The sequence below is a fragment of the Enterococcus sp. NBRC 3427 genome, assembly GCF_007996925.1.
Lineage (GTDB): Bacteria > Bacillota > Bacilli > Lactobacillales > Enterococcaceae > Enterococcus_B > Enterococcus_B lactis.
The window spans coordinates 1-24888 of the sequence record NZ_BJLL01000041.1; the positions used below are offsets into that span (position 1 = coordinate 1).

At 38.3% G+C, this 24888-nt stretch carries 26 protein-coding genes and 1 other annotated feature; of the genes, 20 read left to right on the plus strand and 6 right to left on the minus strand.

Annotated features, from left to right (window positions below; genetic code table 11):
- Window positions 1-24: 24 nt before the first annotated feature.
- On the minus strand, window positions 25-744 hold the full coding sequence (locus tag ESP02_RS09280) for a gamma-glutamyl-gamma-aminobutyrate hydrolase family protein (RefSeq protein WP_002292852.1): 720 nt from the start codon (window positions 742-744) through the stop codon (window positions 25-27).
- Window positions 745-933: 189 nt separating this feature from the next.
- Window positions 934-981 (plus strand) — a sequence feature (sodium ion sensor (DUF1646 type); this cis-regulatory element may regulate processes involved in with the transportation of sodium ions).
- Window positions 982-1080: 99 nt separating this feature from the next.
- Between ESP02_RS09280 and ESP02_RS09285 the strand changes: the two genes are divergently transcribed.
- The 10 genes from ESP02_RS09285 to ESP02_RS09330 are packed head-to-tail and all read left to right on the plus strand — an operon-like array spanning window position 1081 to window position 10998.
- Window positions 1081-1413: a hypothetical protein gene (locus ESP02_RS09285; protein ID WP_002400597.1), complete on the plus strand. Its 333-nt coding sequence runs from the start codon at window positions 1081-1083 to the stop codon at window positions 1411-1413.
- Window positions 1400-3403, plus strand: coding sequence for a V-type ATP synthase subunit I (locus ESP02_RS09290; protein WP_002400596.1), 2004 nt, complete (start codon window positions 1400-1402; stop codon window positions 3401-3403). Before ESP02_RS09285 ends, ESP02_RS09290 begins: the two co-directional genes overlap by 14 nt.
- 18 nt (window positions 3404-3421) lie before the next feature.
- Window positions 3422-3892 carry a V-type ATP synthase subunit K gene (locus ESP02_RS09295; protein ID WP_002292848.1) on the plus strand — a complete coding sequence of 157 codons (471 nt, stop codon included), beginning with the start codon at window positions 3422-3424 and terminating at the stop codon, window positions 3890-3892.
- A gap of 20 nt (window positions 3893-3912) precedes the next feature.
- Window positions 3913-4497, plus strand: a complete 585-nt coding sequence (locus ESP02_RS09300) for a V-type ATP synthase subunit E (RefSeq protein ID WP_038398492.1) — start codon at window positions 3913-3915, stop codon at window positions 4495-4497.
- Between the two features lie 14 nt (window positions 4498-4511).
- On the plus strand, window positions 4512-5498 hold the full coding sequence (locus ESP02_RS09305; protein ID WP_002400592.1) for a V-type ATPase subunit: 987 nt from the start codon (window positions 4512-4514) through the stop codon (window positions 5496-5498).
- On the plus strand, window positions 5488-5799 hold the full coding sequence (locus ESP02_RS09310) for a V-type ATP synthase subunit F (protein WP_002292844.1): 312 nt from the start codon (window positions 5488-5490) through the stop codon (window positions 5797-5799). The genes ESP02_RS09305 and ESP02_RS09310 overlap by 11 nt, the downstream gene beginning before the upstream one ends.
- 21 nt (window positions 5800-5820) lie before the next feature.
- Window positions 5821-7602, plus strand: a complete 1782-nt coding sequence (locus tag ESP02_RS09315) for a V-type ATP synthase subunit A (protein ID WP_025478462.1) — start codon at window positions 5821-5823, stop codon at window positions 7600-7602.
- Window positions 7595-8971: a V-type ATP synthase subunit B gene (locus ESP02_RS09320; RefSeq protein ID WP_002308533.1), complete on the plus strand. Its 1377-nt coding sequence runs from the start codon at window positions 7595-7597 to the stop codon at window positions 8969-8971. The genes ESP02_RS09315 and ESP02_RS09320 overlap by 8 nt, the downstream gene beginning before the upstream one ends.
- 6 nt (window positions 8972-8977) lie before the next feature.
- A complete protein-coding gene (locus ESP02_RS09325) occupies window positions 8978-9613 on the plus strand; it encodes a V-type ATP synthase subunit D (RefSeq protein WP_002292841.1) in 636 nt (211 codons plus the stop codon).
- A gap of 29 nt (window positions 9614-9642) precedes the next feature.
- Window positions 9643-10998, plus strand: coding sequence for a TrkH family potassium uptake protein (locus ESP02_RS09330; protein WP_002292840.1), 1356 nt, complete (start codon window positions 9643-9645; stop codon window positions 10996-10998).
- A 198-nt stretch (window positions 10999-11196) separates the two neighbouring features.
- On the opposite strand, the gene ESP02_RS09335 is transcribed toward ESP02_RS09330, so the two are convergent.
- The gene (locus ESP02_RS09335) at window positions 11197-12591 is read right to left on the minus strand and encodes a PLP-dependent aminotransferase family protein (protein WP_002400585.1); all 1395 of its coding nucleotides are present in this window, start codon (window positions 12589-12591) and stop codon (window positions 11197-11199) included.
- A 91-nt stretch (window positions 12592-12682) separates the two neighbouring features.
- Here ESP02_RS09335 and ESP02_RS09340 point away from each other — a divergent pair, with 91 nt between their 5' ends.
- Together ESP02_RS09340 and ESP02_RS09345 are read left to right on the plus strand one after the other, a co-directional pair.
- A complete protein-coding gene (locus tag ESP02_RS09340; RefSeq protein WP_002400584.1) occupies window positions 12683-13654 on the plus strand; it encodes an ornithine cyclodeaminase family protein in 972 nt (323 codons plus the stop codon).
- Entirely contained in the window at window positions 13651-14433 is a 783-nt protein-coding gene (locus tag ESP02_RS09345; protein WP_002400583.1) for a PhzF family phenazine biosynthesis protein, read from the plus strand. The genes ESP02_RS09340 and ESP02_RS09345 overlap by 4 nt, the downstream gene beginning before the upstream one ends.
- A 167-nt stretch (window positions 14434-14600) precedes the next feature.
- On the opposite strand, the gene ESP02_RS09350 is transcribed toward ESP02_RS09345, so the two are convergent.
- On the minus strand, window positions 14601-14972 hold the full coding sequence (locus tag ESP02_RS09350; protein WP_002308538.1) for a VOC family protein: 372 nt from the start codon (window positions 14970-14972) through the stop codon (window positions 14601-14603).
- Window positions 14973-15105: 133 nt separating this feature from the next.
- On the opposite strand from ESP02_RS09350, the gene ESP02_RS09355 reads away from it, so the two are divergent.
- Entirely contained in the window at window positions 15106-15549 is a 444-nt protein-coding gene (locus ESP02_RS09355) for an NUDIX hydrolase (RefSeq protein WP_002400582.1), read from the plus strand.
- Window positions 15550-15597: 48 nt separating this feature from the next.
- Here ESP02_RS09355 and yidA read toward each other — a convergent pair whose 3' ends face one another.
- Genes yidA through ESP02_RS09370 form a run of 3 tightly spaced genes read right to left on the minus strand, consistent with a single transcriptional unit; the run spans window position 15598 to window position 18607 of the window.
- Window positions 15598-16407 carry a sugar-phosphatase gene (gene yidA, locus ESP02_RS09360; RefSeq protein ID WP_002292832.1) on the minus strand — a complete coding sequence of 270 codons (810 nt, stop codon included), beginning with the start codon at window positions 16405-16407 and terminating at the stop codon, window positions 15598-15600.
- Window positions 16408-16425: 18 nt separating this feature from the next.
- Complete coding sequence (locus ESP02_RS09365) at window positions 16426-17793, minus strand: HD domain-containing protein (RefSeq protein ID WP_002292830.1); 1368 nt, start codon at window positions 17791-17793, stop codon at window positions 16426-16428.
- Window positions 17777-18607 (minus strand): lipoate--protein ligase family protein, encoded by an 831-nt coding sequence (locus ESP02_RS09370; protein ID WP_038398494.1) that lies wholly within the window; start codon window positions 18605-18607, stop codon window positions 17777-17779. Before ESP02_RS09370 ends, ESP02_RS09365 begins: the two co-directional genes overlap by 17 nt.
- A gap of 162 nt (window positions 18608-18769) precedes the next feature.
- Here ESP02_RS09370 and ESP02_RS09375 point away from each other — a divergent pair, with 162 nt between their 5' ends.
- The 7 genes from ESP02_RS09375 to ESP02_RS13510 all read left to right on the plus strand — a co-directional run bounded on the left by ESP02_RS09375 (window position 18770) and on the right by ESP02_RS13510 (window position 24760).
- Window positions 18770-19207, plus strand: coding sequence for a DUF1934 domain-containing protein (locus tag ESP02_RS09375; RefSeq protein WP_002292826.1), 438 nt, complete (start codon window positions 18770-18772; stop codon window positions 19205-19207).
- A gap of 75 nt (window positions 19208-19282) precedes the next feature.
- Window positions 19283-19903, plus strand: a complete 621-nt coding sequence (rpoE, locus tag ESP02_RS09380) for a DNA-directed RNA polymerase subunit delta (RefSeq protein WP_002292825.1) — start codon at window positions 19283-19285, stop codon at window positions 19901-19903.
- 265 nt (window positions 19904-20168) lie between these two features.
- Window positions 20169-20675 (plus strand): RNA polymerase sigma factor, encoded by a 507-nt coding sequence (locus tag ESP02_RS09390; RefSeq protein WP_002292824.1) that lies wholly within the window; start codon window positions 20169-20171, stop codon window positions 20673-20675.
- Window positions 20676-20691: 16 nt separating this feature from the next.
- The gene (locus ESP02_RS09395) at window positions 20692-21591 is read left to right on the plus strand and encodes an RsiV family protein (protein ID WP_002292823.1); all 900 of its coding nucleotides are present in this window, start codon (window positions 20692-20694) and stop codon (window positions 21589-21591) included.
- Between the two features lie 90 nt (window positions 21592-21681).
- Window positions 21682-22572: a polysaccharide deacetylase family protein gene (locus tag ESP02_RS09400; RefSeq protein WP_025478461.1), complete on the plus strand. Its 891-nt coding sequence runs from the start codon at window positions 21682-21684 to the stop codon at window positions 22570-22572.
- 191 nt (window positions 22573-22763) lie between these two features.
- On the plus strand, window positions 22764-23474 hold the full coding sequence (locus tag ESP02_RS09405; RefSeq protein ID WP_029682523.1) for a LytTR family DNA-binding domain-containing protein: 711 nt from the start codon (window positions 22764-22766) through the stop codon (window positions 23472-23474).
- A 548-nt stretch (window positions 23475-24022) separates the two neighbouring features.
- A complete protein-coding gene (locus ESP02_RS13510) occupies window positions 24023-24760 on the plus strand; it encodes a sensor histidine kinase (RefSeq protein ID WP_228550338.1) in 738 nt (245 codons plus the stop codon).
- Window positions 24761-24888 lie beyond the last annotated feature (128 nt).

Genomic DNA, 24888 nt, shown 5'->3' on the forward strand with positions numbered 1-24888 from the left:
CTCACGACCTAATCAGAAAAACGATTAAAATTCATTCACAAAGAAATCGAATAAACGCTGTTCAGATGAATCTACACGATGAGAAAGTTCCGGATGCCATTGGACACCAAGGATTTTGTGCATATTATCTTTACTTTGGACTGCTTCAATGAGTCCATCGTTGGAAAAGGCGATGGCTTTTAACAAAGGAGAAAGATCTTTGACTGCCTGATGATGATAGGAATTCACAAAGTATGAATCAGGGAGAAGGTCACTTAATAAACTGTCCGAAACGATTTTGACTTCGTGAGTCGCAAACTGCGGGGCAGTGGGCTGTTGTTCGTGTTTTACGGACCATTTTGGATATAATGAAAGATCTTGATAAAGTGTTCCCTCCAACACGACATTCAATAGTTGAAGTCCTCGGCAGACTGCAAAAATCGGTTTTCTTTGTTTCAATGCTTCCAAGATCAATGCCTGTTCGAATTGGTCTCGTTGAATATTTGTTTCCGTCAATTTTGGATGAGGGTCTTCCATGTAAAGTTGCGGACTAACATCCTGACCGCCTGCAAGAATGAGTTTGTCGATTTTCTCAATTAGTTGAGGCGCTGAATCTGGAGACATGACTGGCAGAATAAGAGGCAATCCTTGAGCATCTAAAACTGCATCCACAAATCCCTGCGGTGTATAGCTTACTTGATTTCCTTGGAAAGTATCTGTTGCTCGAATCAGTTGATTCCCGGCAATGCCGATGATTGGTTTCATTTATATTCCCCCTAAAGTAGACTAATTGTAACAAGGATTTAAAAAAAATTAAACTATGTAAGACTTGCCCCTATACTTATCTGTTCTTGCTGTGTTACTATCTGTAAAGAGAATTTTCGTGTGAAATTCATGACGATAGTTGAAAATATTGCTTAATTTGTTATAATAAAAAGTAAGCAGAAATAAAAAGGTTGGGCGTAAGCTTCAAGGATCTAGTTCTTCAAGGGGTGAGAAGGACATTTTATTGAAGGGGCCTGCCTATACTAAGTTATCTTTAGAGGTACATACTTTCAATGAAAAAAGAAAGCATGTACCTCTTTTTTAAATCGAAAGGAAGTGAAGCAAGTGTTAGAAGCTTTGGAACAAATCCGAAAAGCAGAAGAAGAAAATGAGAAGCGTGCCCGAACCCTACGGCAGCAGTTGAAGACCTATGCAGAAGAAAAAGAGCAAGAATTGGAAATAATCCAAACGAACAATCGGCAACAGCTGAAACAGTTGGTAGAAGAAAAAGAACAATTCGAAAAGCAAGAATTAGAAAAAGAAAAAATGAAATTGAAAGCAGAAGCAGACAAGGTGCAAGCTACTTTGAAAGACCAATATCAAAAGCATCAGAGTCAAGCAATCGGTGCAATCATTGAAAGGGTGAAAGAAACTTATGGCCGTCACTAAGATGGAAAAAGTGACCCTCATTTCAGATAAAAGAAATCAGGAGAGGATTTTACAAGCAGTACAAGGAATCCAAAATGTTGAAATCCGGGATCTGTATCAAAATAGAACAAACAACCAGTGGGTAGAAAAATATTTTCCAGATACCACGATTATTGATAAAGAAGCAAAATTAAGCGCTTTAGGCAATCGGCTGAAAGACATCCAAGAAGCTATCCAATTCATACAACACCACGGCGATAGCCGTCAAAAGAAACTCCATTTGAAACGTCAAGAACTTTCCTTACAAGACTTGGAAGCAAATTATTCCGAAGAAAATTTCATGAATAAATTAGAAGAAGTCCTTGATTTAAAAGAAAAGTGGGAACAGCTAACTGAAAAACGTGATCGTTTAGAAGAAGAGGAAGAATGGCTTCTTCATTGGCAACAGCTGGATATTGCTCCAAGTATGTATGCAAGTAAGACGACCATTTTTGAGATGGGGACTGTGAGTGCAGCAAATTTTGAAAGTTTCAAGGAAGAACTGAGTAAGCTTGATGACGTTTATATGGAAGAAATAGATTATACGCCGAAACAAGTTTATCTTTCGTATGTTGCTTTAAAAAAATCAGTTGCTGCTATAGAAGAAATTGCTGGGAAATACGGGTTCAATAAAGAAACGTATCCTTATGAACAAAATCCTAAAGAAAAATTGCAAGAAACCAAACAGCAATTGTCCATTGTTCACGAGCAGCAAAAAAAGATAACGACAGCGTTAGGTCAGTGCAGCGGCTATATCCAAGAATTTGAATGGATAGAAGAAGTCACACTTGCCGTTGCAGAACGGGAAAAAGTAAAAGAACGGTTTATCCATGCGACTTATCTGATCGTTTTGCAAGGTTGGGTAGATGCAGAAGAAAAACAGAATTTGATGCATGTGTTAAACGAAACTGTATCAGAAGAAGATATATATGTTAGTTTCGAAACACCAAACTCAGAAGAGATTCAGCAGGAAGTCCCTACTAAATTGAAAAACCATCCGCTTATCGAACCTTTTGAATTGCTGACTGAAATGTACAGTCTGCCAAAATATGAAGAAGTAGATCCAACACCTTGGATGACACCGTTTTATCTTGTCTTCTTCGGGATGATGGTCGCAGATGTTGGTTACGGATTGCTGATGCTCATTGGGACAATACTAGCTCAAAAACTACTTGTTTTACCACGCGGGATGAAACGTTTCGTAAAATTCTTTGAGATTCTCTCGGTACCATCGATCATCTGGGGATTGATCTACAGTTCATTTTTCGGACAGGCATTACCAAAAGAACTGTTTGGCATCCGCTTGCCTTTCCCAATCCTATCTACGACGGATGATGTCAATACGATTTTGATTTTATCCGTGATTTTCGGTCTGATACAGATCTTGGTTGGATTATTCGTGGCAGCAAAGGAAAATATCAGGAGAAAAGATTACTTGAGTGCTGTCAGTGATGGATTTGCCTGGCAAGGAATCCTAATTGGGATCGTTATTGCATTGATTGGTGCCATGTTGATAAAAAATACAGCGTTTGTTTATCTTGGCGCGGGGCTATCGATCATTGCTGCTTTATGTATCTTAATCGTGCCGATTATCCAATCGCCGTCTAAAGTCAAGGGTGCTGCCAAAGGAGCGTATAATCTTTACGGATTGACTGGTTATATCGGTGATTTAGTCAGTTATACACGTTTGATGGCACTAGGTATTTCAGGCGGAAGTATTGGCGCGGCATTCAATATGCTGGTTGCTTTCATGCCGCCAGCCGCTCGATTCAGTGTAGGGATCCTTTTGATCATCGCTTTACACGCACTGAATATGTTTTTGACACTGTTGAGTGCCTATGTCCATGGTGCACGATTGCAGTATGTCGAATTTTTTGGAAAATTTTATACAGGAGGCGGACGTGCCTTTGACCCGCTGAAAACGGCGGAAAAATACGTCAACATCAATCATAAGAAAAAAAACAATAAATAATTGGAGGATTTTTATACAATGATGGATTACTTAATTAGTCAAAATGGTGGAATGGTATTTGCAGTATTAGCGATGGCAACAGCGACGATTTTTTCAGGAATCGGTTCAGCTAAAGGTGTTGGAATGACAGGTGAGGCAGCAGCAGCGCTAACAACAAGTCAACCCGAAAAATTCGGACAGGCTCTGATTCTGCAATTGCTTCCAGGTACGCAAGGGTTATATGGATTCGTTATCGCCTTTTTGATTTTTATCAACTTAGGAAATGATATGTCAGTTGTACAAGGATTGAACTTTTTAGGCGCTTCTCTGCCGATTGCTTTTACAGGCTTGTTTTCAGGTATCGCCCAAGGAAAAGTTGCAGCAGCAGGTATCCAAATTTTAGCGAAAAAACCTGAACATGCTACAAAAGGAATCATTTTTGCTGCGATGGTTGAAACATATGCGATTTTAGGTTTCGTTATTTCCTTCCTATTAGTATTGAATGCCTAAGCATAAAGGAGGAAAAGCAGATGAACGCCATTGAAAAAATCATCTCTCAGATGAATGAAGCAGCAGAGCAAGAAAGAGCGGCGTTAGAGCAAGAAGAGCGAATAAAGATCGATCAAAACTTTGAACAAAAACGTACGCAAATCGAAACAGAACATCAAAAACAAAAAGAAAAACAAATCGAATTACTTGAAAAAAAATACCGTCAGCTTAGGAATCGCCAACAAGTAGAAGTACAACAAGAAAATTTGAACGCGAAGCAGGAATTTTTACGACGATTGTTTGCAGATGCAATAGCTGAAATGGAGAATTGGGATGAATCTGAACAAATCCAGTTTATCAAAAATTCATTGTATTCATTACCTTTGACAGGCAAAGTAACATTCATTGCTGGAGAAAAATCAGCAGCTTATCTTTCTCAGACATTGTTGGATGAATGGAACAATGAACTTCCCTTTACGATGGTTTTAAGCGATGAATCTGTTGCTGGTCAAGCTGGGTTTCTGATAAATGATCAAGGAGTTCAGTATAATTTTCTTTTCAGCAGCCTTGTACAAGATATCCAAGGAACGATGAGTTTTGAGATTGCCAATCAATTATTTGAATAAGGAGGGATCAGTGTATGGAATACCACGAACTAAATCCCTTGATTCGCGGAAGAGAGCTTGAACTTTTGTCCAATGAGACATTTGAACGGATGATTCAAACCAATTCTGTCGAAGCACTTGGTGAAATATTGAAATCCACGATTTACAGTCCATATATCTATGACGGATATGAATATGACTTCGAACAGAATCTTTTAAAGGAGCAGAGCCGTCTATTTCGCTGGTTAAAGGAATCAGCACCGGAGCCTGAAATCGTTTGGATCTATACGATGCGTTATACTTTCCATAATCTGAAGGTTTTGACAAAAGCCGAGATGACAAATCAAAATCTGGACCATTTGTATATCGACGATGGGTTTTATTCATTAGAAACCTTGAAGGATGCCATTCATACGCAAGTTTCAAATGAACTCCCTGAAAGCATTATGGACAGTATACGAGAAGTACGTGATTATTTTGAAGAGTCTACCATTCTTCAGGGAATCGATGTGATCTATGATCGGCAGTTTTTGACTGAACAGCGACGGCTCGCCGATAAGCTAGGATATCAAGAATTGCTGACAGAAGTCATTGCTTTTATTGACTTGACCAATATCACAACGATGGCTCGAGGAATATTGCAGAAAAGAACATATGGGTTCATGACGACGGTGCTTTCCAGTTCGGGAAGTATCGAAAAAGAAGTATTTTTGAACTTTGTAGATAAAGATATGGAAGCTTACACGAACTTTCTATTAGAGACAGATTATGCTGAGTTTCTGCGTCCTGTCATCCGTGAGGGAAATCTTGATCTCGTAAAGCTTGAACAGTTGAAAGATGATTATCTAAGTTCATTGTATCAAGAAGCCCAAACCCAGGCTTTCGGACCACTGCCACTACTAGCCTTTTTGAACGCAAAAGAGGTAGAAAGCAAAAACCTTCGTTTACTGGTTATCGGCAAAAGAAGCCATTTCGAACCAGAAACAATCAGAAAGCGGGTGAGACAAGTCTATGACGCATAAGATCGGTGTAGTTGGCGACAAAGATTCTGTTTTGCCATTCAAATTGTTTGGCTTTGATGTTCGTTATGGTACAACCAAGCAGACCGTTCGTCAGGCAATTGAAGAAATGGCAAAGAATGAGTATGGCGTGATTTATGTCACAGAGCAATGTGCAGCATTGAGCCCAGAAACGATCGAACGTTACAAGGAACAAATGATACCTGCTATCGTATTGATTCCCAATCATCAAGGATCATTAGGGATTGGGCTGGAAGAAATTCAAAAGAACGTAGAAAAAGCAGTAGGTCAAAATATCTTATAGTATGAAAAGGAGATAGAAATTTTGCAAATTGGAAAAATCATAAAAGTCTCCGGACCTCTTGTAATGGCTGAGAACATGTCTGATGCCAGTATCCAAGACATGTGTCTAGTGGGAGATCTAGGAGTTATCGGAGAAATTATCGAGATGCGTGGCGATGTGGCGTCTATTCAAGTATATGAAGAGACTTCTGGAATTGGTCCAGGCGAACCGGTTCGCTCTACTGGTGAAGCTTTATCTGTTGAATTAGGACCAGGGATCATTTCACAAATGTTTGACGGAATCCAACGGCCATTAGATACCTTTATGGAAATCACACAAAGTAATTTCTTAGGACGGGGAGTCCAATTACCTGCATTGGATCATGAGAAAAAATGGTGGTTCGAACCAGCATTAGAAGCCGGAGAAACGGTTAGTGCTGGCGATGTGATTGGAATCGTAGAAGAAACAAAAGTTATCAAACACAAAATTATGGTGCCAAATGGGATAAAAGGTACAATCAAAACAATCGAAAAAGGGTCGTTCACTATTGATGAAACCGTATGTGTCGTTGAAACTGAAAATGGTGACAAAAACTTGACGATGCTCCAAAAATGGCCAGTAAGACGTAGTCGGCCAATCAAAGAAAAATTAAACCCTGATGCACCGATGATCACCGGACAGCGAGTGATCGATACGTTCTTCCCAGTGACAAAAGGAGGAGCAGCAGCTGTTCCTGGTCCATTTGGTGCAGGAAAAACAGTCGTTCAGCATCAAATCGCAAAATGGGCCGATGTGGACATGGTCGTTTATGTGGGATGCGGTGAACGTGGAAATGAGATGACGGATGTTTTAAATGAATTCCCTGAATTGATTGACCCTAATACAGGAGAATCGTTGATGGAACGTACGGTATTGATTGCCAATACATCTAATATGCCGGTAGCGGCTCGAGAAGCTTCTATCTATACGGGAATCACGATTGCGGAATATTTCCGTGACATGGGTTATGACGTTGCTATCATGGCAGACTCCACTTCGCGATGGGCAGAAGCACTTCGTGAGATGAGCGGACGTTTGGAAGAAATGCCTGGTGATGAAGGTTATCCAGCTTATCTTGGTTCCCGTCTTGCGGAATACTATGAACGTTCTGGAAGAGTCATTGCTTTAGGATCAGAAGGTCGCGAAGGTAGTATAACCGCAATCAGTGCTGTATCGCCTTCTGGAGGAGATATTTCGGAACCAGTCACACAAAATACATTGCGGGTCGTAAAAGTATTCTGGGGACTTGATTCGACTTTAGCCCAAAAAAGACATTTTCCTTCGATCGATTGGATCCAAAGTTATTCTCTTTATTCAACAGAAGTAGGGAAGTATATGGATCATATCCTTCAAGCTGACTGGGCATCCATGGTCACTGAGGGCATGCGTATTTTGCAGGAAGAACAGCAGCTGAATGAAATCGTGCGTTTGGTAGGAATTGATTCCCTTTCAGATAATGACCGTCTGACATTAGAAGTGGCAAAATCCATTCGTGAAGATTATTTGCAGCAAAATGCTTTTGATGATGTCGATACATTCACTTCAAGAGAGAAACAATTCAAAATGTTGAAGATGATCTTGACCTTTGGTGAAGAAGGACGCCGTGCGTTGTCGTTAGGTGCTTATTTAAGTGAGATCATGGACGGTACCGTATCGATTCGTGAAAGGATCGGACGAAGCAAATATATCCCGGAAACAGAATTAGAAAAACTAGATCAAATTATAGGTGAAATCAAACAAACGATGCAAACAATCGTTTCAGAAGGAGGCATGAGCAATGATTAAAGAATATCGTACGATCGGTGAAGTCGTCGGTCCATTGATGGCGGTTGAAAAAGTTGCTGGTGTCAAATATGAAGAATTAATCGAAGTCCGTATGCAAAATGGCGAGATTCGTCGGGGACAAGTATTGGAAGTTCAAGAAGATAAAGCAATGGTCCAAATATTTGAAGGAACAAGTGGTATCAATTTACGTGACTCTTCTGTACGATTTTTAGGACATCCTTTAGAACTAGGTGTATCGGAAGATATGATTGGTCGAGTATTCGATGGCTTGGGACGTCCAAAAGATAATGGACCAGAAATCCTGCCTGAAAAGTATTTGGATATTAACGGAGAAGTAATCAATCCAGTAGCTCGGGATTACCCAGATGAGTTTATCCAAACAGGTATCTCTGCAATCGATCATTTGAACACATTAGTTCGTGGACAAAAATTACCAGTATTTTCTGGTTCTGGTCTTCCTCACAAAGAATTAGCTGCTCAGATTGCGCGACAAGCAACGGTACTTGATTCATCAGATGATTTCGCCGTAGTCTTTGCTGCTATTGGAATCACTTTTGAAGAAGCAGAATTTTTCATGGAAGATTTTCGACAAACTGGTGCAATCGACCGTTCTGTCATGTTCATGAATTTAGCAAACGACCCTGCAATCGAACGTATTGCTACTCCTCGTATGGCTTTGACTGCTGCAGAATATCTTGCTTATGAAAAAGGAATGCATGTATTGGTTATCATGACAGACATGACCAACTATGCAGAGGCATTGCGAGAGATTTCTGCAGCACGGCGAGAAGTTCCAGGAAGAAGAGGCTATCCTGGGTATCTTTATACGAACTTAGCTACTTTGTTCGAACGAGCAGGAAGGATCCGTGGACTAAAAGGATCAGTTACTCAAATTCCGATTTTAACAATGCCAGAAGACGATAAGACCCATCCGATCCCTGACTTGACCGGTTATATTACAGAAGGCCAGATCATCTTGACTAGAGAGCTTTACAAGAGTGGGATTCAACCACCAATTGATGTACTTCCGTCTCTTTCGCGGTTAAAAGATAAAGGAACTGGACCCGGAAAGACAAGAGAAGACCATGCGGCAACGATGAATCAGCTTTTTGCAGCCTATGCACAAGGAAAGCAGGCAAAAGAATTAGCCGTAGTTTTAGGAGAATCTGCTTTATCTGATGTAGATAAGATCTATGCGAAGTTTGCTGAGCGGTTTGAAAAAGAATATGTCAATCAAGGATTCCACACGAACCGTTCGATTACTGAAACACTTGATCTAGGGTGGGAACTGCTATCGATGTTGCCAAGAACCGAATTAAAACGAATCAAAGACGACATGCTGGACAAATATCTGCCAGAAGGGAAGTGAGTTCTGATGGCACGATTGAATGTGAATCCGACCCGCATGGAATTGACCCGATTGAAAAAACAGTTGACAACTGCCACAAGAGGGCATAAATTATTAAAAGATAAGCAAGATGAACTGATGCGTCAATTCATTCTGTTGATTCGAAAGAACAACCAACTGCGTCAAGAAATGGAAGAGTCCATGACAGAAGCAATGTCTGATTTTGTATTGGCAAATGCTTCAATCACGGAACCTTTCATTGAAGAATTGTTTGCTTTGCCGGCGGAAAACGTTGATTTGTCTATCGTAGACAAAAATATCATGAGTGTAAAAGTACCTGTGATGAATTTTGAATATGATGAACAGCTGACAGACACACCTTTGGAATACGGGTATTTGAATTCCAGTGCCGAACTGGATCGGTCAATCGATCGGTTTACTACCTTGCTTCCAAAACTTTTGGAACTGACAGAAATCGAAAAAACTTGTCAGCTGATGGCAAGTGAGATCGAAAAGACACGTCGGCGAGTCAATGCATTAGAATATATGACGATCCCTCAATTAGAAGAAACGATCTATTATATTCGTATGAAGCTAGAAGAAAACGAGCGCGCAGAAGTAACAAGGTTGATCAAAGTAAAAAATATGGGTACCACTGACTAAGTGGTATCCTTTTTTAAAAGAGGAAAACGATGATTAAACAAAACAAACAAATAAAGAAACGCTTGCCGGCCGTTCAGCTTCTCGCATTAGGATTTTTTCTCCTGATTTTAGTTGGCGGTGGCCTACTTACCCTGCCATTTTTTAGTAATAGTGGGCATGGGACAAATTTTATCGATGCGCTTTTCACTGCAACTTCTGCCGTCTGCGTGACGGGATTGACGACATTGAATACAGCAGAACATTGGAACAGTGCTGGTCAGTTTTTGATTATGCTTTTGATTGAGATTGGCGGTCTTGGTTTTATGATGGTTCCGATTCTATGCTTTGCATTGATAAAGAAAAAAGTCAGTCTCAGCACACGTATTATATTAAAAGAAGCGCTAAATCTAGAAGAAGTATCAGGTGTGATGAAGCTCATGCTTTACATCCTGAAATTGGCCTTTGTGATCCAATTGATTGGTACGGTTGCTTTATCTTTTGTATTCGTGCCTGAATTTGGCTGGCTGAAAGGGATCTGGTACAGTTTATTTCATGCAATCTCTAGTTTTTGTAATGCAGGGTTTGACTTGTTAGGAGACAGTTTAGCCAATCACCAGCAAAATGTTTATTTGATCATGGTGGTATCTGCTTTGATTATTTCTGGCGGATTAGGCTTTATCGTTTGGCGTGACTTATTGGAATATCATCAGAAAAAGAAGATGACGATTCATTCAAAAATCGCATTAACCGTTACAGGTACCCTTTTATTAGGCGGTTTCGTTGTGTTCTTTTTCACAGAACACAATGGGGCAACATTAGTGGAAGGGAATATGTTTCAACGATTGGCAAATACTTTTTTTATGAGTGTAACACCTAGAACGGCTGGATATTATTCAGTTGATTATCTCCATATGAGTCATGCCGGTCTGATCTTAACGATGTTTTTGATGTACATTGGCGGAACATCTGGGTCGACTGCCGGCGGATTGAAAACAACTACGTTAGGTGTGTTGCTGATCCAGATGCGTTCGATGCTTAAAGGACGTACGAGAGCGGAAGCATTTGGCCGTACAATCCGTCAAGGCGCAGTGTTGCGAGCACTCACGTTGTTTTTTATCACGTTGACACTGTGTGTAGTCGCCATCATGATTTTATCAGTGACTGAAACGATACCTAAAACTTCTGGCATCGAATATATTGCTTTTGAGGTCTTCTCTGCATTTGGAACAGTAGGACTTACGATGGGATTGACGCCAGACTTGACTGCAATAGGGAAATTGATCATTATAGCGCTTATGTACATTGGACGAGTTGGGGTATTGACTGTGGTCTTCTCTCTGATGACAAAAGCACAAAGAACTCAATCAAAATACAAATATCCAGAAGAAAGTGTCATGATTGGATAATTTCATCTTCTGACAGAAATCTAGTGATCTAGCAAAATAAGAAAATAAAATATAAGACAAATTTTTTTGCTGTTTGGTTACTTTAAGTGCAAAATGTTCATTTGCTTTTTGAGGCACTATCCGTTGTTGAACTTCGGGTAGTGCCTCTTTTTTATCGAAAGGAATCAATCAGCTTTGATTCCTTTATTTATCAATAGATTATAATTCATATTTTTTTATTTTTTCTTTTACGATACTTAGTCCAGAAGCTAAAATCTCAAGGTTGTTTGAAGATAGGGAAATACGAACGAATGCATCCGGTTGCGCTCGCGTAGTAAAGCGTCGGGAATGATAGAGTCGGATGCCGTTAGCCAGAAAGTCATTCTCAATCCTCTTAGGATCAATCTCAGGATCAACTGGAAGAATTCGATAATAAGGAACACGATTTGTTGGTTTTTCTACTTTGAAAAGAGAATCAAAAAGCTGATTAGCTCTTTTCGTAAGATTTAATTTAGTTTCTAAGATTCTATTTGCTTCATTTGAATGGAGGATTTGAGTGATGACCTCCACATCTAATCCAGAAGTTTTCACATTTATATTAAAAATTGCTTGTTCTATCTTGCTTTGGACATGTACTGGAGCTACAAGATAAGCAACTCGCAATCCAGAACAAATAAATTTTGTCATTCCAGCTAAGTAGATTGTTTGGTTAGGTAACAATTTTTGGAAAGGAGGAATGATCGTATGTTGATAATAAGTTGTTAAAAAAGAATGGATATCATCTTCGATAACCCATAGACCTTCTTTTTCAATTACTTCGGCTAATTGCTCTCGTCTTTGGTGAGAGATTTGAAACCCTATAGGATTATTGCAAGAAGGCATAAGAAAGACACCATGGATCTTCTTTTTTCTACATTCCTGAATCAATATATCTGGTCGCATTCCTTGCTCGTCAAAATCAATTGGAACGATCTCTAAATGATATAATTGAGCCAATTCAATGAAATTAGCGTACGTATATCGGTCTGTTGCTATTCTATCACCTGGAGAGAAAAGTGCAGAAAGTGTGATAGCCAATCCATTTTGAACACCGGAAACAATAGATAGAGATTCTAAAGACGGAATGACTCCTTGAGTTTTTAACCAATTTGCTGCAGTAGTCAATTGAAAATTTGTGCCTTTGGGATCTTGGTAATTAAGCAAACCAACAAGATTTGGGTTATTACCAGTTGATTGAATAAACGGGACAACGAATTTATTACATTCTTCAAAAGAACTAACCAGACCAAAATCAATGATATGTTCGGTTACTTCATTGGTAGAGATGGTAATGGATTCAAAGACATTGGGAGAAATAAAAGTGCCACTTCCAATATTCGTATACAGCAAACCTTTCTCAATTCCGTATTTATAAGCCTTGCCAACGGTAGTAAAATTTAAATCTAAATAATCAGCTAGCTCTCTTTGGGAGGGTAACTGAGTGTTTTTCTGTAATTTATTCTTTAAAATATCTTGTTCTAATTGTTGAATCAACGATTGATAATAAGGACGCTTCAATTTTTGTTTGTCTGGCCGCCAAGTTAACGGGTAGTTGTCATAAGAATTAATAGGCATTTTCTCCACTCCTTAAAATTGTATACCATACAATTTTACCATTGATTGTATTGATTTTAGAAGTTAATCTTTTGTGAGGAGGGAATTGTCTATGAAAATTATTAATTTTGAGGAAGTAGTAGCTTCTTTTAGTTTTGAAGAAGCGATCCAAGTAATGAAAAAATGTTTCTTTGATTATGAAAGTGGTAAAATCAGCCAAAATCCTCGATTGGTGGAAATTTTACCGGACGGAAAAGACAAAAATGTGTTTGCGATGATGCCTGCCTATTTGGGAGAGAACAGATATTTTGGGACAAAAGTCATTACCGCTTTCCCGGATAATCATCAGTATCATTTACCTTCTCATTTAGGAGAGATTTTCTTGTTTGATGCTCAAAACGGACTACCCAAAGCATTGATAAACGCAAATGCAGTCACTTGGATTCGAACAGCTGCTGTATCTGCGCTAGCAACAGATTACTTAGCAGATCAGCATGCAGAAACACTTGCTTTAATTGGAGCTGGTCAACAAGCATTGTCGCATTTGGCTGCGATTTCTACCATTCGTCGCATCACTACAGTGTTTGTTTACGATATTTTAGAAGAAAGACGAAATGCTTTTATCGCTAATGCTAAAAATCAGTATCCGAAAATAACGTTTATAAATGCAATATCAGTAGAAGATGCAGTACGTTCAGCGGAAATCATTTGTACGTTGACCCCTAGTAAAGAGGCATTTCTTCAAAAAGAGTGGGTAAGGGAAGACGCACATATCAATGCTGTGGGCACGTTTACTCCTGATACAAGAGAGATAAGCACACCATTGATGGAAACTTCTCAAATCTATGTAGATGATTACTCAGCTGCCTTAACAGAAAGCGGAGACCTACTTATAGCCATGTCAGAAGGAGATTTAGAGGAATCTTGTATCGTTGGTACATTAGGCGAATTAGTTTCTGGGAAAAAAACAGTTTACAAAGGAGAATCGAGTCCGACGATTTTCGACGCAGTTGGTCTAGCTGTTGAAGATCTTTGCTGTGCAGAATATATTTATAACAAATTAGAGAGAGGGTCTTTAAAATGAACTTAGATTATTACGTAGTTGATGCATTTGCAGATGAGGTGTTCAAAGGAAATCCAGCAGCAGTGTATGTTCTAGAAGAATGGCTGCCAGAAGGTACGATGCAAAAAATTGCCATTGAAAACAATTTATCTGAAACAGCATTTACAGTGAAGAAAAATCAAGGATTTGAGCTTAGATGGTTTACGCCAGATCGAGAAATCGATCTTTGCGGTCACGCGACATTAGCAACAGCATTTGTTTTATTTAACTATTACAAAATACTTGATGAAACGATTAAATTTTCTACTCAAAGCGGTAATCTATTTGTGACAAGAATTGAAGATCATTATTACATGGATTTTCCTAGTATTATGCCAAAAAAAGTACCGATATTGTCTGAATATGAAGAAGCGATTGGGGCTAAGATTAAAGAAGCCTACTTAGCACGTGATTTATTTTTCGTATTGGAAGATGAAAAAACAGTGGCTAAATTGCAGCCAGATTTCACAAGTATCAAAAATTTTGATTTAGGAATAGGGGTCATCGTGACAGCAGAAAGTGTGCAAGAAGACTTTGTTTCTAGAACCTTCTTTCCAAAATTAACAATCAATGAAGATCCAGTATGTGGGTCAGCACATTCTAATCTTATTCCTTATTGGGCGAAAAGAATGAGTAAAACAAAATTGTCAGCTTACCAAATGTCATCAAGGGGCGGGTATCTAGAGTGTGAATTAAAAGAAGATCGTGTGATAATAGGAGGAAAAGCAGTTTTGTTTTCTAAAGGTACCTCGTTTATTTGATTTCTTTCAAATGAACTAAAAATAAATAAGTGGAGAGTGGCAGCCTTATAGCTACAATAGTTGTTAAAAAAAGACGCAAACTTTTTCAATTTAAAGAAAGTTTGCGTCTCATTTTAATTATTGGCGTTTGTTTTTTGTTCAATCAAGAGCAAAATGCCCCCTACTAACTATCCTCGGATGACTTCGATTTTATAACCATCAGGGTCAATGACAAAGTAGTAAGAAGGCGCAGTGCCAGGTAATCCTTTTAAGTCAGTAATTTCAAGACCTGCAGCTTTATGCTGTTCATGTAATTTTTCTAAATCATCAGCTGCAATAGCGATATGACCATAACCATTTCCTAAATCATAGGCACCATGATCGTAGTTATAAGTCAACTCTAATTCATAGTCATCCCCAGGAAGTGTCAAATAAACAAGTGTAAATTTGTTCTCTGGAAAATCACGACGGCGGCTTTCTTCAAAACCAAATGCCTTTTGATAAAATTCGATTGATGCTTCAAGATCTTTCACTCGAACACATGTGTGAGCCATTTTCATAGATTCATCTCTCCCTTTCCTTTTATTTAATCATAACAAAAAGAAGTAAGGAAATAGTTGATTTGTGCTTGTTCATGAGAAATTTCTCATGTAAAATGGATAGAAAATAAAACTGTTAAGGTGGAAACTATTCATGGATAAACCAATTTTTGGTGAAAAAAAGCAATTTGCTGATTATCAAACCCGTTATGCAGCATATATTGTCATAGAAAGAGATCAGCAGATTGCAGTAATCGAGGCTCCAAATGGTGCTTTTTTTCTTCCTGGCGGGGAAATTGAAGGAGATGAGACGAAAGAAGAAGCAATCGTTCGTGAGCTAATAGAAGAAATGGGGATTGCGGCAGAAATTGCTTTCTATCTGGGAGAAGCAGATGAGTACTTTTACTCGAATTATCGTGCAACTTATTACTATAATCCAGGATATTTCTTTGTTGCTGATTCTTGGAAGCGTATAGGAGAACCCACAGAAAAGACCAATAAAATCTGGTGGGTCAGTCCTCTAGAAGCACTTGAAAAATTGAAACGTGGTAGCCATCGATGGGCAGTCGAGAGATGGGTCGAAAAAAATAAAAAATAAAAACTGAAAGAAAGCGAGTAGAACAGCTTTCTCTCAGTTTTTTATTTATTACAGAACGTATTTTTTGATTGCTTCAGCTACGCCGTGTTCGTCGTTCGATGAAGTGATGACATTTGCTGCTTCTTTGACAAGAGAAACGGCATTTCCCATAGCTACTCCTAGACCAGCATATTCAATCATGGATAAGTCGTTCTCGTTATCCCCGATAGCCATGATTTCATCTTGATCAATACCAAGATGTTGTCCGAGATTTGCAACTGCCGCACCTTTACTTGCTTCTTTATTTAGTACTTCAAAGTAATAGGGTGCACTTTTGACCGTTGTGTATTTATCACGGAAAGTTTGCGGTAAACGTGCAATTGCTGCATCTAAAATTTCTGGTTCGTCAATCATCATCATTTTGACGATGTTCATGTCTGGTGTCATTTCTTCAGGTGTTCGATATTTTAGCGGCATCTTGACTAAACTTGCTTCGTGGATCGTATAAGCGCTGATATCTCGATTAGGTGTGTAGATCGCTTTGTCATCAATCGAATGGAGATGACTGCCAACACGGCGTGCCATCACTTCGATCTCTAGAAAATCTTCATGAGTCAGACCGTGACGGGCAATGATTTTACCTGATTTTGTTTGTTGTACGAGTGCTCCATTATAAGTAATAACGTAATCATTATCTTGAAAAAGGTCCAGCTCGTTTAACTGTTCTTGGACACCTGGTAAGGGGCGACCAGTACATAAAACGATTGAGACCCCTTTTGCAACAGCAGCGGCAATCGCTTCTTTTACTTCTTTTGTTACTTCTCTTTTCTCATTTAATAAAGTACCATCGATGTCGATAGCGACTAGTTTGATAGCCATAATTTCCTCCAATATATTTCAGTTTATTTCAATCAATGCGCCATTACGGATATGGCTGGCAAATTCTTGATAAGTTTCATCAAATAAATCATAATGATCACGCAAGGATGGGTCAACCATTTCTTTTGGAAAGAAAAATCGCTCATCTCCTTGTTCTTGTCCCGCTAAAGCGGCAACAAGCTGACTAACCTGTGATAATTCTATCAAAGTTCCGTCATTTCGCAAAATCTCGATTTGCGTACGATGTCTGCCTTGTTCTGGGCGATAAAAATCATAAGGCAGATCGTAGCTAGAGTTGACAGCAGTGTAATAAACAGGGTTATAGCCGACCTTTTCTACTAACAAAGTGAGTTTTTGAATCAAATTTGAATCTCGGTTGCCAGAAAAAGTGGCGGATTTCAGTGGTTTACGATTCAAAAAACGTTTAGCTAAATCATTTAAAATAGGATCAGCAGATTCAGACCATTGAGTAAAGTAAGTACCCAAGACCCCATCATCAAGTTTGAGGTATTCTTCTAAAGTAAAGCTTCCGTCAAGAAATGGCAAGAGTAGTTGAGAGTGAAGTTCAAAACTGCTGGCATCTTCTTGATACAACTCGTGCGCGCGATGAAGCAGATGCTCCAAGATCACTTCCATACCACGGGAAACAGGATGGAAGTACACTTGCACATACATTTGATATCGGCTAACGATATAATCTTCCACTGCATGCATGCCACTCATGGAAAAGGCGATCCCGCCTTCATATGGACGAATCACACGTAATATTCGGGTAAGGTCGAATGTTCCATACTCCGTTCCGGTGAAATAAGCATCCCGAAGCAAATAGTCCATTCGATCTGCATCGATCTGGCTGGAAATCATTTGGACAACTTGCGGATTAGGGTAGGTTTTTTGGATCACGCTCGCTACTTTTTCAGGAAAACCTTCTTCTACTCGGTTAAGGATCTGATACACCTCTGTTTCTGGAGAAGTGATGATCTCTACAGTGATAGCCTCGTGATTCGTATGGAAGATATGCTCGAATGTATGAGAGTAAGGACCGTGACCGACATCATGCAATAGTGCCGCACATAAAGTTACCAGCCGTTCCTGATCATCCCAGCCTCCGTTGCCTATCTTTTCTTTTGGAAAATTTCGAGAAAAGATATCGCAAATTCGTCTTGAAATCTCATAAACACCTAATGAATGGGTAAAACGGCTATGTTCTGCTCCGTGAAAAGTGAAAGAAGCAGTGCCTAATTGTTTGATTCGTCGCAGACGTTGGACTTCTTTCGAGTTGATCAAATCTAAGATTACTTGATGCTGGACATGGATATAGTTATGGACTGGGTCACGAAAAACTTTCTCCATAGGCAGCATTTGATATTTATAAGGGGTTGTCATATTGTAGCTCCTTTATGTTATTGCGTTGTTCCATTCTCTGGATTTGGTTGTTCCATTGCTCCAGCTGGATTTCTTTTTTTAGCCAGTCGGTAGAATCCAGTAAATCACTTGCAGAATACAGCTTTTCAAAAGCTTTTGCAAATGATTCTTTGACTTCTTCTACGAGAAGGGGATGGTCAAGCAGTTCTTCAAGTGTTGCCATTGTGGCAGGATCAACTGCAGGATAGCCATTTGTACCAAAGCCTTCTTTTAAAGCAGATTGATAAAATTGTTTCATAACTTGCCCGCGCTTTTCCTGATTACCGTTGACACTTAAGTACATCATAACAGAAATCCCATTTTTGATGCGACGCTGAGCGATGCCGGCAAATTTTTTGCCATGTATGCTTAAATCATAAGTTCCAGGACAATAAGAATGGGTGATTTCGAACGCTTGAATCGGTGCCTTCGGAAAGGCGTATTTAGTCAATCGGAGCATTTGCTCGTAAGCTCCATCGATGGTTATTTTTTTTTGGTCATTCTGGGGGAAAATCAAAGAAATATTCAAAATTCCTTCGTCTGATACGATTCCTAATCCACCTGAGTTTCTAATTACCGGAGCATAACCTGCATCTTTCAGTGTTTGGATCCCGTCTCTAAGAAAAGGTGTCCGAACATCTTTCATACCTAAGATGACGGTGCAGTCATATTGCCAGAAATGCAAAAAGATCTGCTGGTGTTCTTTGGAATATTCCGTTAATATATCTGTTAATGCGAAAGGGGAAAAGTCGTTTTTTTGATAAATGTGCTGATCTAGTCGAATCGCAGGGTTCATTCAACCGGCTCCTTTTTATAAATTCATATTTTCTACAATATTATACTCTAAATTCAAGGAGTTGTTTTGGAAAAAAGGTTTTCTGTAAAAATGGACAAGTTGGTTGACAAAACAAAAGAAACTAGGAACAATGTAGCTATGAGAAGTAAAGGAGAATGAAGAATGGAATTATCACAAGGAACACCGATTTCGATCAAATTGCGTACAAAAGTGAAACAACAAGGGGAAGTGCAAGATTTTTATTTTGATTTGAAAGGGCAAATGGTGACGATTGGCGATACGCTGTACATACGGTATAAAGAGATGCAGGAGGAAACAGGCGATGAAATCCCTGTAACGATCAAATTAGTTCCAGATGGTCATGTACAGCTGATCCGTGCAGGAGAAATGCGAATGCGTCTGAAATTTGGTTATAAAGAACGGTTAGAAACAGCCTACCGAACACCATACGGTATGATCCAGATTGCTACCTTTACGAAAGAACTGCATGTAAGTTTGAAAGACCGTCCCACAGCAGGCAAGGTTCGAATCGATTATGATTTGTTCATGGGACTAGAAAAAATCGGCGAATATTATTTGACATTGGATTTTACAGCGTAAATATAAAAGAAAAGTTTGATTTTTTGTGTCTGATTTTGTATGATAAGGAGTAGACTGTGAAAGGACGTGTCCTGATTGGAAATTAGTGTATTTGAAGGTGCAAACAAAAGCGAATTATCAATGATCGAAGTAGCACACGCGATCTTAGAACAACGTGGCGATGTCATGGATTTTTCTGATTTAGCTAACCAAATCCAAAACTATCTTGGCAAATCAGACAGTGAAATTCGTGATTCACTCGCACAATTTTATACTGACTTGAATATTGACGGCAGCTTTATCTCATTAGGGGATAATCGTTGGGGTTTGCGTTCATGGTATGCTATCGATTCGATCGATGAAGAAGTAAACCATGGAATGGACGAAGAGGATGAAGATACTCCGCGTCGCCGTAAACGCAAGAAAGTCAACGCCTTTATCAATGATGATGAAGACGCGATCGATTACAATGACGATGACCCAGAAGATACAGATCTGACAGAAGAAGACGACGATGATCTGTTTGATGACGATGATGATGAAGATGAAGAAATCGCTGCTTATAATTCTGACTTGCAAGAAATCGGAGCAGATGACCCAACAGATGATGAAGAAGACTTGCCTGGGAATATCGAAGAAGATTTAAGTATCATAGACGAAGACGATGATGATGAAGACTATGAAGAGGAAGAATTTTCTGACTCTGAAAAAGAATAAACATCATTTACTGTAGAGGCTGTGACGGAAGTGGTCAACTTTAAGAAATTTCCACTTATTTCCGAAGAAGCTACTTCTAGAACACCGTGTATCAGAGGTTGCAACAGAGACGTTGAACCTATCGGAATAAGGAGGTGTGACATGATTTTTGTCACACCTTCTTTTTTGTATATAAAAATTCAAAGTAAATACATAAAAAATAAAATAATTGAAACTTTTAGCGTACCTTGTACGTCATATTAAGTGAGACGGAAAGGAGTGGAGAATGATTTTTACTGGATATAAGAAAAAACGGCAGATTGAAAAATACCGTCACCTGCTGAATGGACTCATCGAAACTGATTATCAAAAAATGTTCCGTATCACGATGAATTACGTACATGATAAAGAAGAGGCCTTAGATGTGATGCAAGATAGTTTCCATAAAGCACTGAAGTATTTTGAAAAAGAAAAAGAAATCGAGCATTTTAGTGCATGGTTTTACCGGATATTGATCCGCACGGCATTAGATAGTTGGCGCAGACAAAAAAGGACCCCTGTTGACTTATTTGAAATTCAAGATATCCCGCAGCAATTACCTTTAGAAACTTCCGTTGCAGAACTCCATATGATTTTAGATAAAATAGACAGTCCGGAAAAAGAGATTCTGATCCTTTACTTTTTTGAAGGATTTCGTTTGAAAGAAATTGCGACTATCTTAGATATGAACGAAAACACAGTTAAAACAAAAATGTATCGTTCACTGAATGTTTTACGTCAAATCCTAGAATGAAGGAGAGAAGACCGCTATGTATTCTCAAAAAGAAAAGTTAAAAAAACTAAAGAAAACTTATAAAGAACAAGAAATTCCAAGAGGGCTTCAAGAGGAGATCCGCCAGCGTTTTCTTATCGAAGAGCAATCATTCATAAAAGCAAGACGGAGAAAGAGACGCCTCCAAGGTTTCGGAGTATCTTTGGCTATCGTGATGATTACAACAAGTAGTCTCCTTTTTAATAGTCAAGTTCGAAGCTTTGCAGAAGACTTACCAATTTTAGGATCAGTCATTGAATTGATCTTAGGTGAACGTTTTACTGATCAATCTGAAAAAATCGATATTCAAGTACCGAAGATCCATACTCAAAATGAGAAAGAAAACAAAACGATTCATGGATTAAACCAAAAATACTTTCACGAAGGACAAGCAGATTTTAAAAAAGCTGAAAAAGAATATGGAAATCTTGAAACGGATCATTACCAAGTTCTGGGTGATTATCAGAAAATCGTAGACGATGACCGGTTTCTTGTGATCGAAAGACAGATTACCCAAACAGCAGCGGATAGCCACGTTGAAAAAAGATACGACACGATCGACAAGAAAAACAGTGTCCAGCTCTCACTTCCGCTGTTATTCAAAGATGACACCTATCTATCTGTTTTGACAAAAGAAGTCAAGCGGCAAATGGCCGAACAAGTCAAGGAAGATCCGTCTAAGTACTATTGGACTGAACAAGATATTCAAGAAGGAACGATAGAAAAACCAACACTTGTTACACCAACACGAAGTTTTTATTTGAATAAAGAGCATCAATTAGTTTTGACTTTTTCTCAATATGAAATTGCTCCTGGTTATATGGGAACACCAGAATTTGTCATTCCGAAGTCCGTGACAAAAACGATTTTGGCATCGGAAGATTATTTGGATCATTAGGCGAGAAGTAGTTGCGACTAGCAGTTTCAATTTTTTGCAGTTATTTTCAAGTAAGTAATTAAGAAGAGAAAAAGAGAAAGAAGAGATATAGTGAAAAGAAATTACTTAGTTATCAGTATCATTGCTTTATCCGTGCTTTTATTTTTCGAAGTCACTTCGGTCGCCTCCTTGATCAGCGAAGAGAAAGGACAAGTAACTTCTTCGGAGCGTTCGTCACAAGCTTTCAAACAATCAGAACAATCAACGAATAAAAACAAGTCGACTGAAACAGCTAGCGTCAACGAACCCACTCAAGAATCAGTGGAACCGGCACAAAGTCCATCAACTGAACCAGAACCAACACAAGAAAGTACAGAAACTGTCCAAGATCCAACTGTCAAAAGTATTGCCATCAGTTTTGATGATGGACCAGGAGCGACCACGACACCACAGCTGTTGCAAATACTTAAAGAAAAAAATGTGCATGCTACTTTTTTTGTTTTAGGAGAAAATACGGTGCAACATCCTGAAATTGTGAAGCAGACAGCTGAAGCAGGACACGAGATCGGCAATCACACGTATGATCATCAAGATCTGGCGACGCTTTCTGCCCAGTCGATCACAGAGGAAGTGACAAAAACAGACACTGAGATCAAAAAAGCCACTGGTAAAACCCCCACTTTCGTTCGTCCGCCCTATGGTTCGATCACAAGTGTAGGAGCAAGTGTTATCCAGCGGGCAATCATCGAATGGTCGGTCGATTCAGAAGATTGGAAGACAAGAAACCCTGATTTGATTTTGCAGAAGATCCAAGCAACAGTCTACGATGGTGCAATTATTTTATTCCATGATATTTATCCTGAAACGATTCGTGCCGTCCCTCAAGTGATCGATTATCTGCAAGAGCAAGGGTATCGCATCACGACAGTGGGGGATTTATTAGGGCATCCAACGACTGTCGAGAACTATTATGGCAGAAACGATCATCGGCCAGTCCAGTAAGTGAAAACAAGTATACTTATAATAAAAAAACTGTCTGCCAATTTTTTTGGTGGACAGTTTTCACTTGAAAACTAAAGAAGCAAACATTCGGAAGCTATGCTAAAATAGTAATAGAACGCGTCCTGAGGGAATCGAACCCTAATAGTTGTGTACACATTCAAGGTATGTCAGCATACAATAGGAGTGATATTATGTTGAAGGTTGCTATCTGCGATGATGAACCTGGCATTGCTAACTATGTAGGTAATTTGTTGCAAAATTATGATCCAGATTTATTTGAACCTTATGTATATTATGATCCGTCAAAGTTGATTAAACAAATGGATCAATTAAATTTTGATATGTATATTTTAGATATTGAATTTCCAGGAAAGAATGGAATGGAGGTAGCAGATTTTATTCGACAAAATGATTTCAATGTTCCGATTATTTTTTTAACGAGTTATCGAGAATATATGGAAAAAGTCTTTAAATTACATACGTTTGATTATATTCTGAAGCCGTTGGAACAGAACTATTTTTTTCAAGTAATTGAAAGGGCTATCAAATATTTAGGAATTTTAAATAATAAATTTGAGTTTTCCTATAGAAAAACGGATTATCGAATCGCGTTAAATGACATTTTGTTTTTTGAAAAAAATAGACGTCAAGTATTCATCAATATGACATCTCAAAACAAATATGTAGCAAATATGTCAACTTCGGAGATCATTGCCAAGTTGCCATCAACATTTGTTCAAACACATGCTTCATTTATTATAAATATGGAGCATATAAGAGAAATAGGAAAAAACTATGTTCGATTAAGCAATTGCGAAAATATCATTGAATTGCCTATAAGCAGAAAGTTTAAAGCAGACGCTCTAACAAAGATACTTATGCGAAAGAGAGATTTATTCTAATGGAAGATGCTTTACTTCGAAATATTAGTTTAATAATGTACGTTTTTTTGCTCGATTATTTTTTCTCTGGAGTGGCAGTAAAAAAAAGTAAGACTTTTTTGATAAATTTAATTATTTGTACGATTATTTTATTCAATTTCCTTTCGAATCTTTTTTTACAGTTTGAATATTTACCTTATATTAATATTTTCTTGAGTCTTTTTGTAATTGCGAGTATTGCGAAGAAATATTTTTTATCAGATAGTGAGATTTTCTTTTGGATGTTGTTTCTACTAGCAGTTAATTTCATCTGCGAATCGGTTTCAGTCAAGTTGATTCAGTTAGTAATTTTGAATCAGTTAGAAAATATAAATACTCATTATTCGATCCTATTTAGCACTAGTCTCACGTTACTTATCGAAATTTTATTTTTCTTTGGCATGCGACTATTCCTTTCGCGAAAAGAAACGCTACATAATCAAATTAATACTATATCTCTCTTAACAATGAGTTCAATTCCGATTATTTCAAGTATCATACTTTTCGGGTTTCTTATGTCAGAAGTAAACATGGCCATCAATAGAAGGATAATAGATGTTTTTATAACGATGGGAATTGTAATCATGAATATTTGTGTTTTATACCTTTATCACAGTATTTCTTTTCATCAAGCATATATCAATCGAATCTCTCTAGAGAAGAAGGCGCTTGAATCAGAAATAAAATATGTGGAGGAAATTAAAAAGAGCCAAGAGAATCTGAAACAAATTAGACACGATTTGCGAAATCATTTTTTGGTTCTATCTGGGCTGTTAGAAAATGAAGATATTTCTTCAGCTAAGAAATATCTGAGGAAGACGATGAAACAACAAGAAACGATTACTGACTTTTATACTTCGGATCCCATCTTGAATTATATTTTAAATGAAAAACTGACTATAGCAGAACAATCGGAAATTCAGGTCAATACATCGATTTTTATATCAGAAAATGTAAAAATTGATCATGATATTATAGCAATCATTGTGGGAAACCTAATGGATAATGCGATCGAAGCATGCACTCGAAATAACGGAAAAGGCAAAGATATCATCGTGATTATTAAGCAGTTTAAAAGTGATCTTTTCATAGAGATAAATAATGCTTATTTAGTCAATGAGAGATATACAAGAAAGGAAAGACAGAGTGCTGGTATAGGTATAAAAAGTATAAGATCTTTAGTCGAGAAAAATGGTGGAATCTATCATTCTTGGACTGAAGCTGATAGATACTTTGCAAGCATCGTATTGTTTGACGTTTATGAATAGAGACTACAGAATTTAAAAGTTAGTCTGTCTGGTTTTCCATTATGGAATTTAAAGTATTTCTGTTTTTTCTATGCGTTGTGTAAAGGTGATCAGTGTCATTCCAATAATCAGAGCGATAAAAACTGACA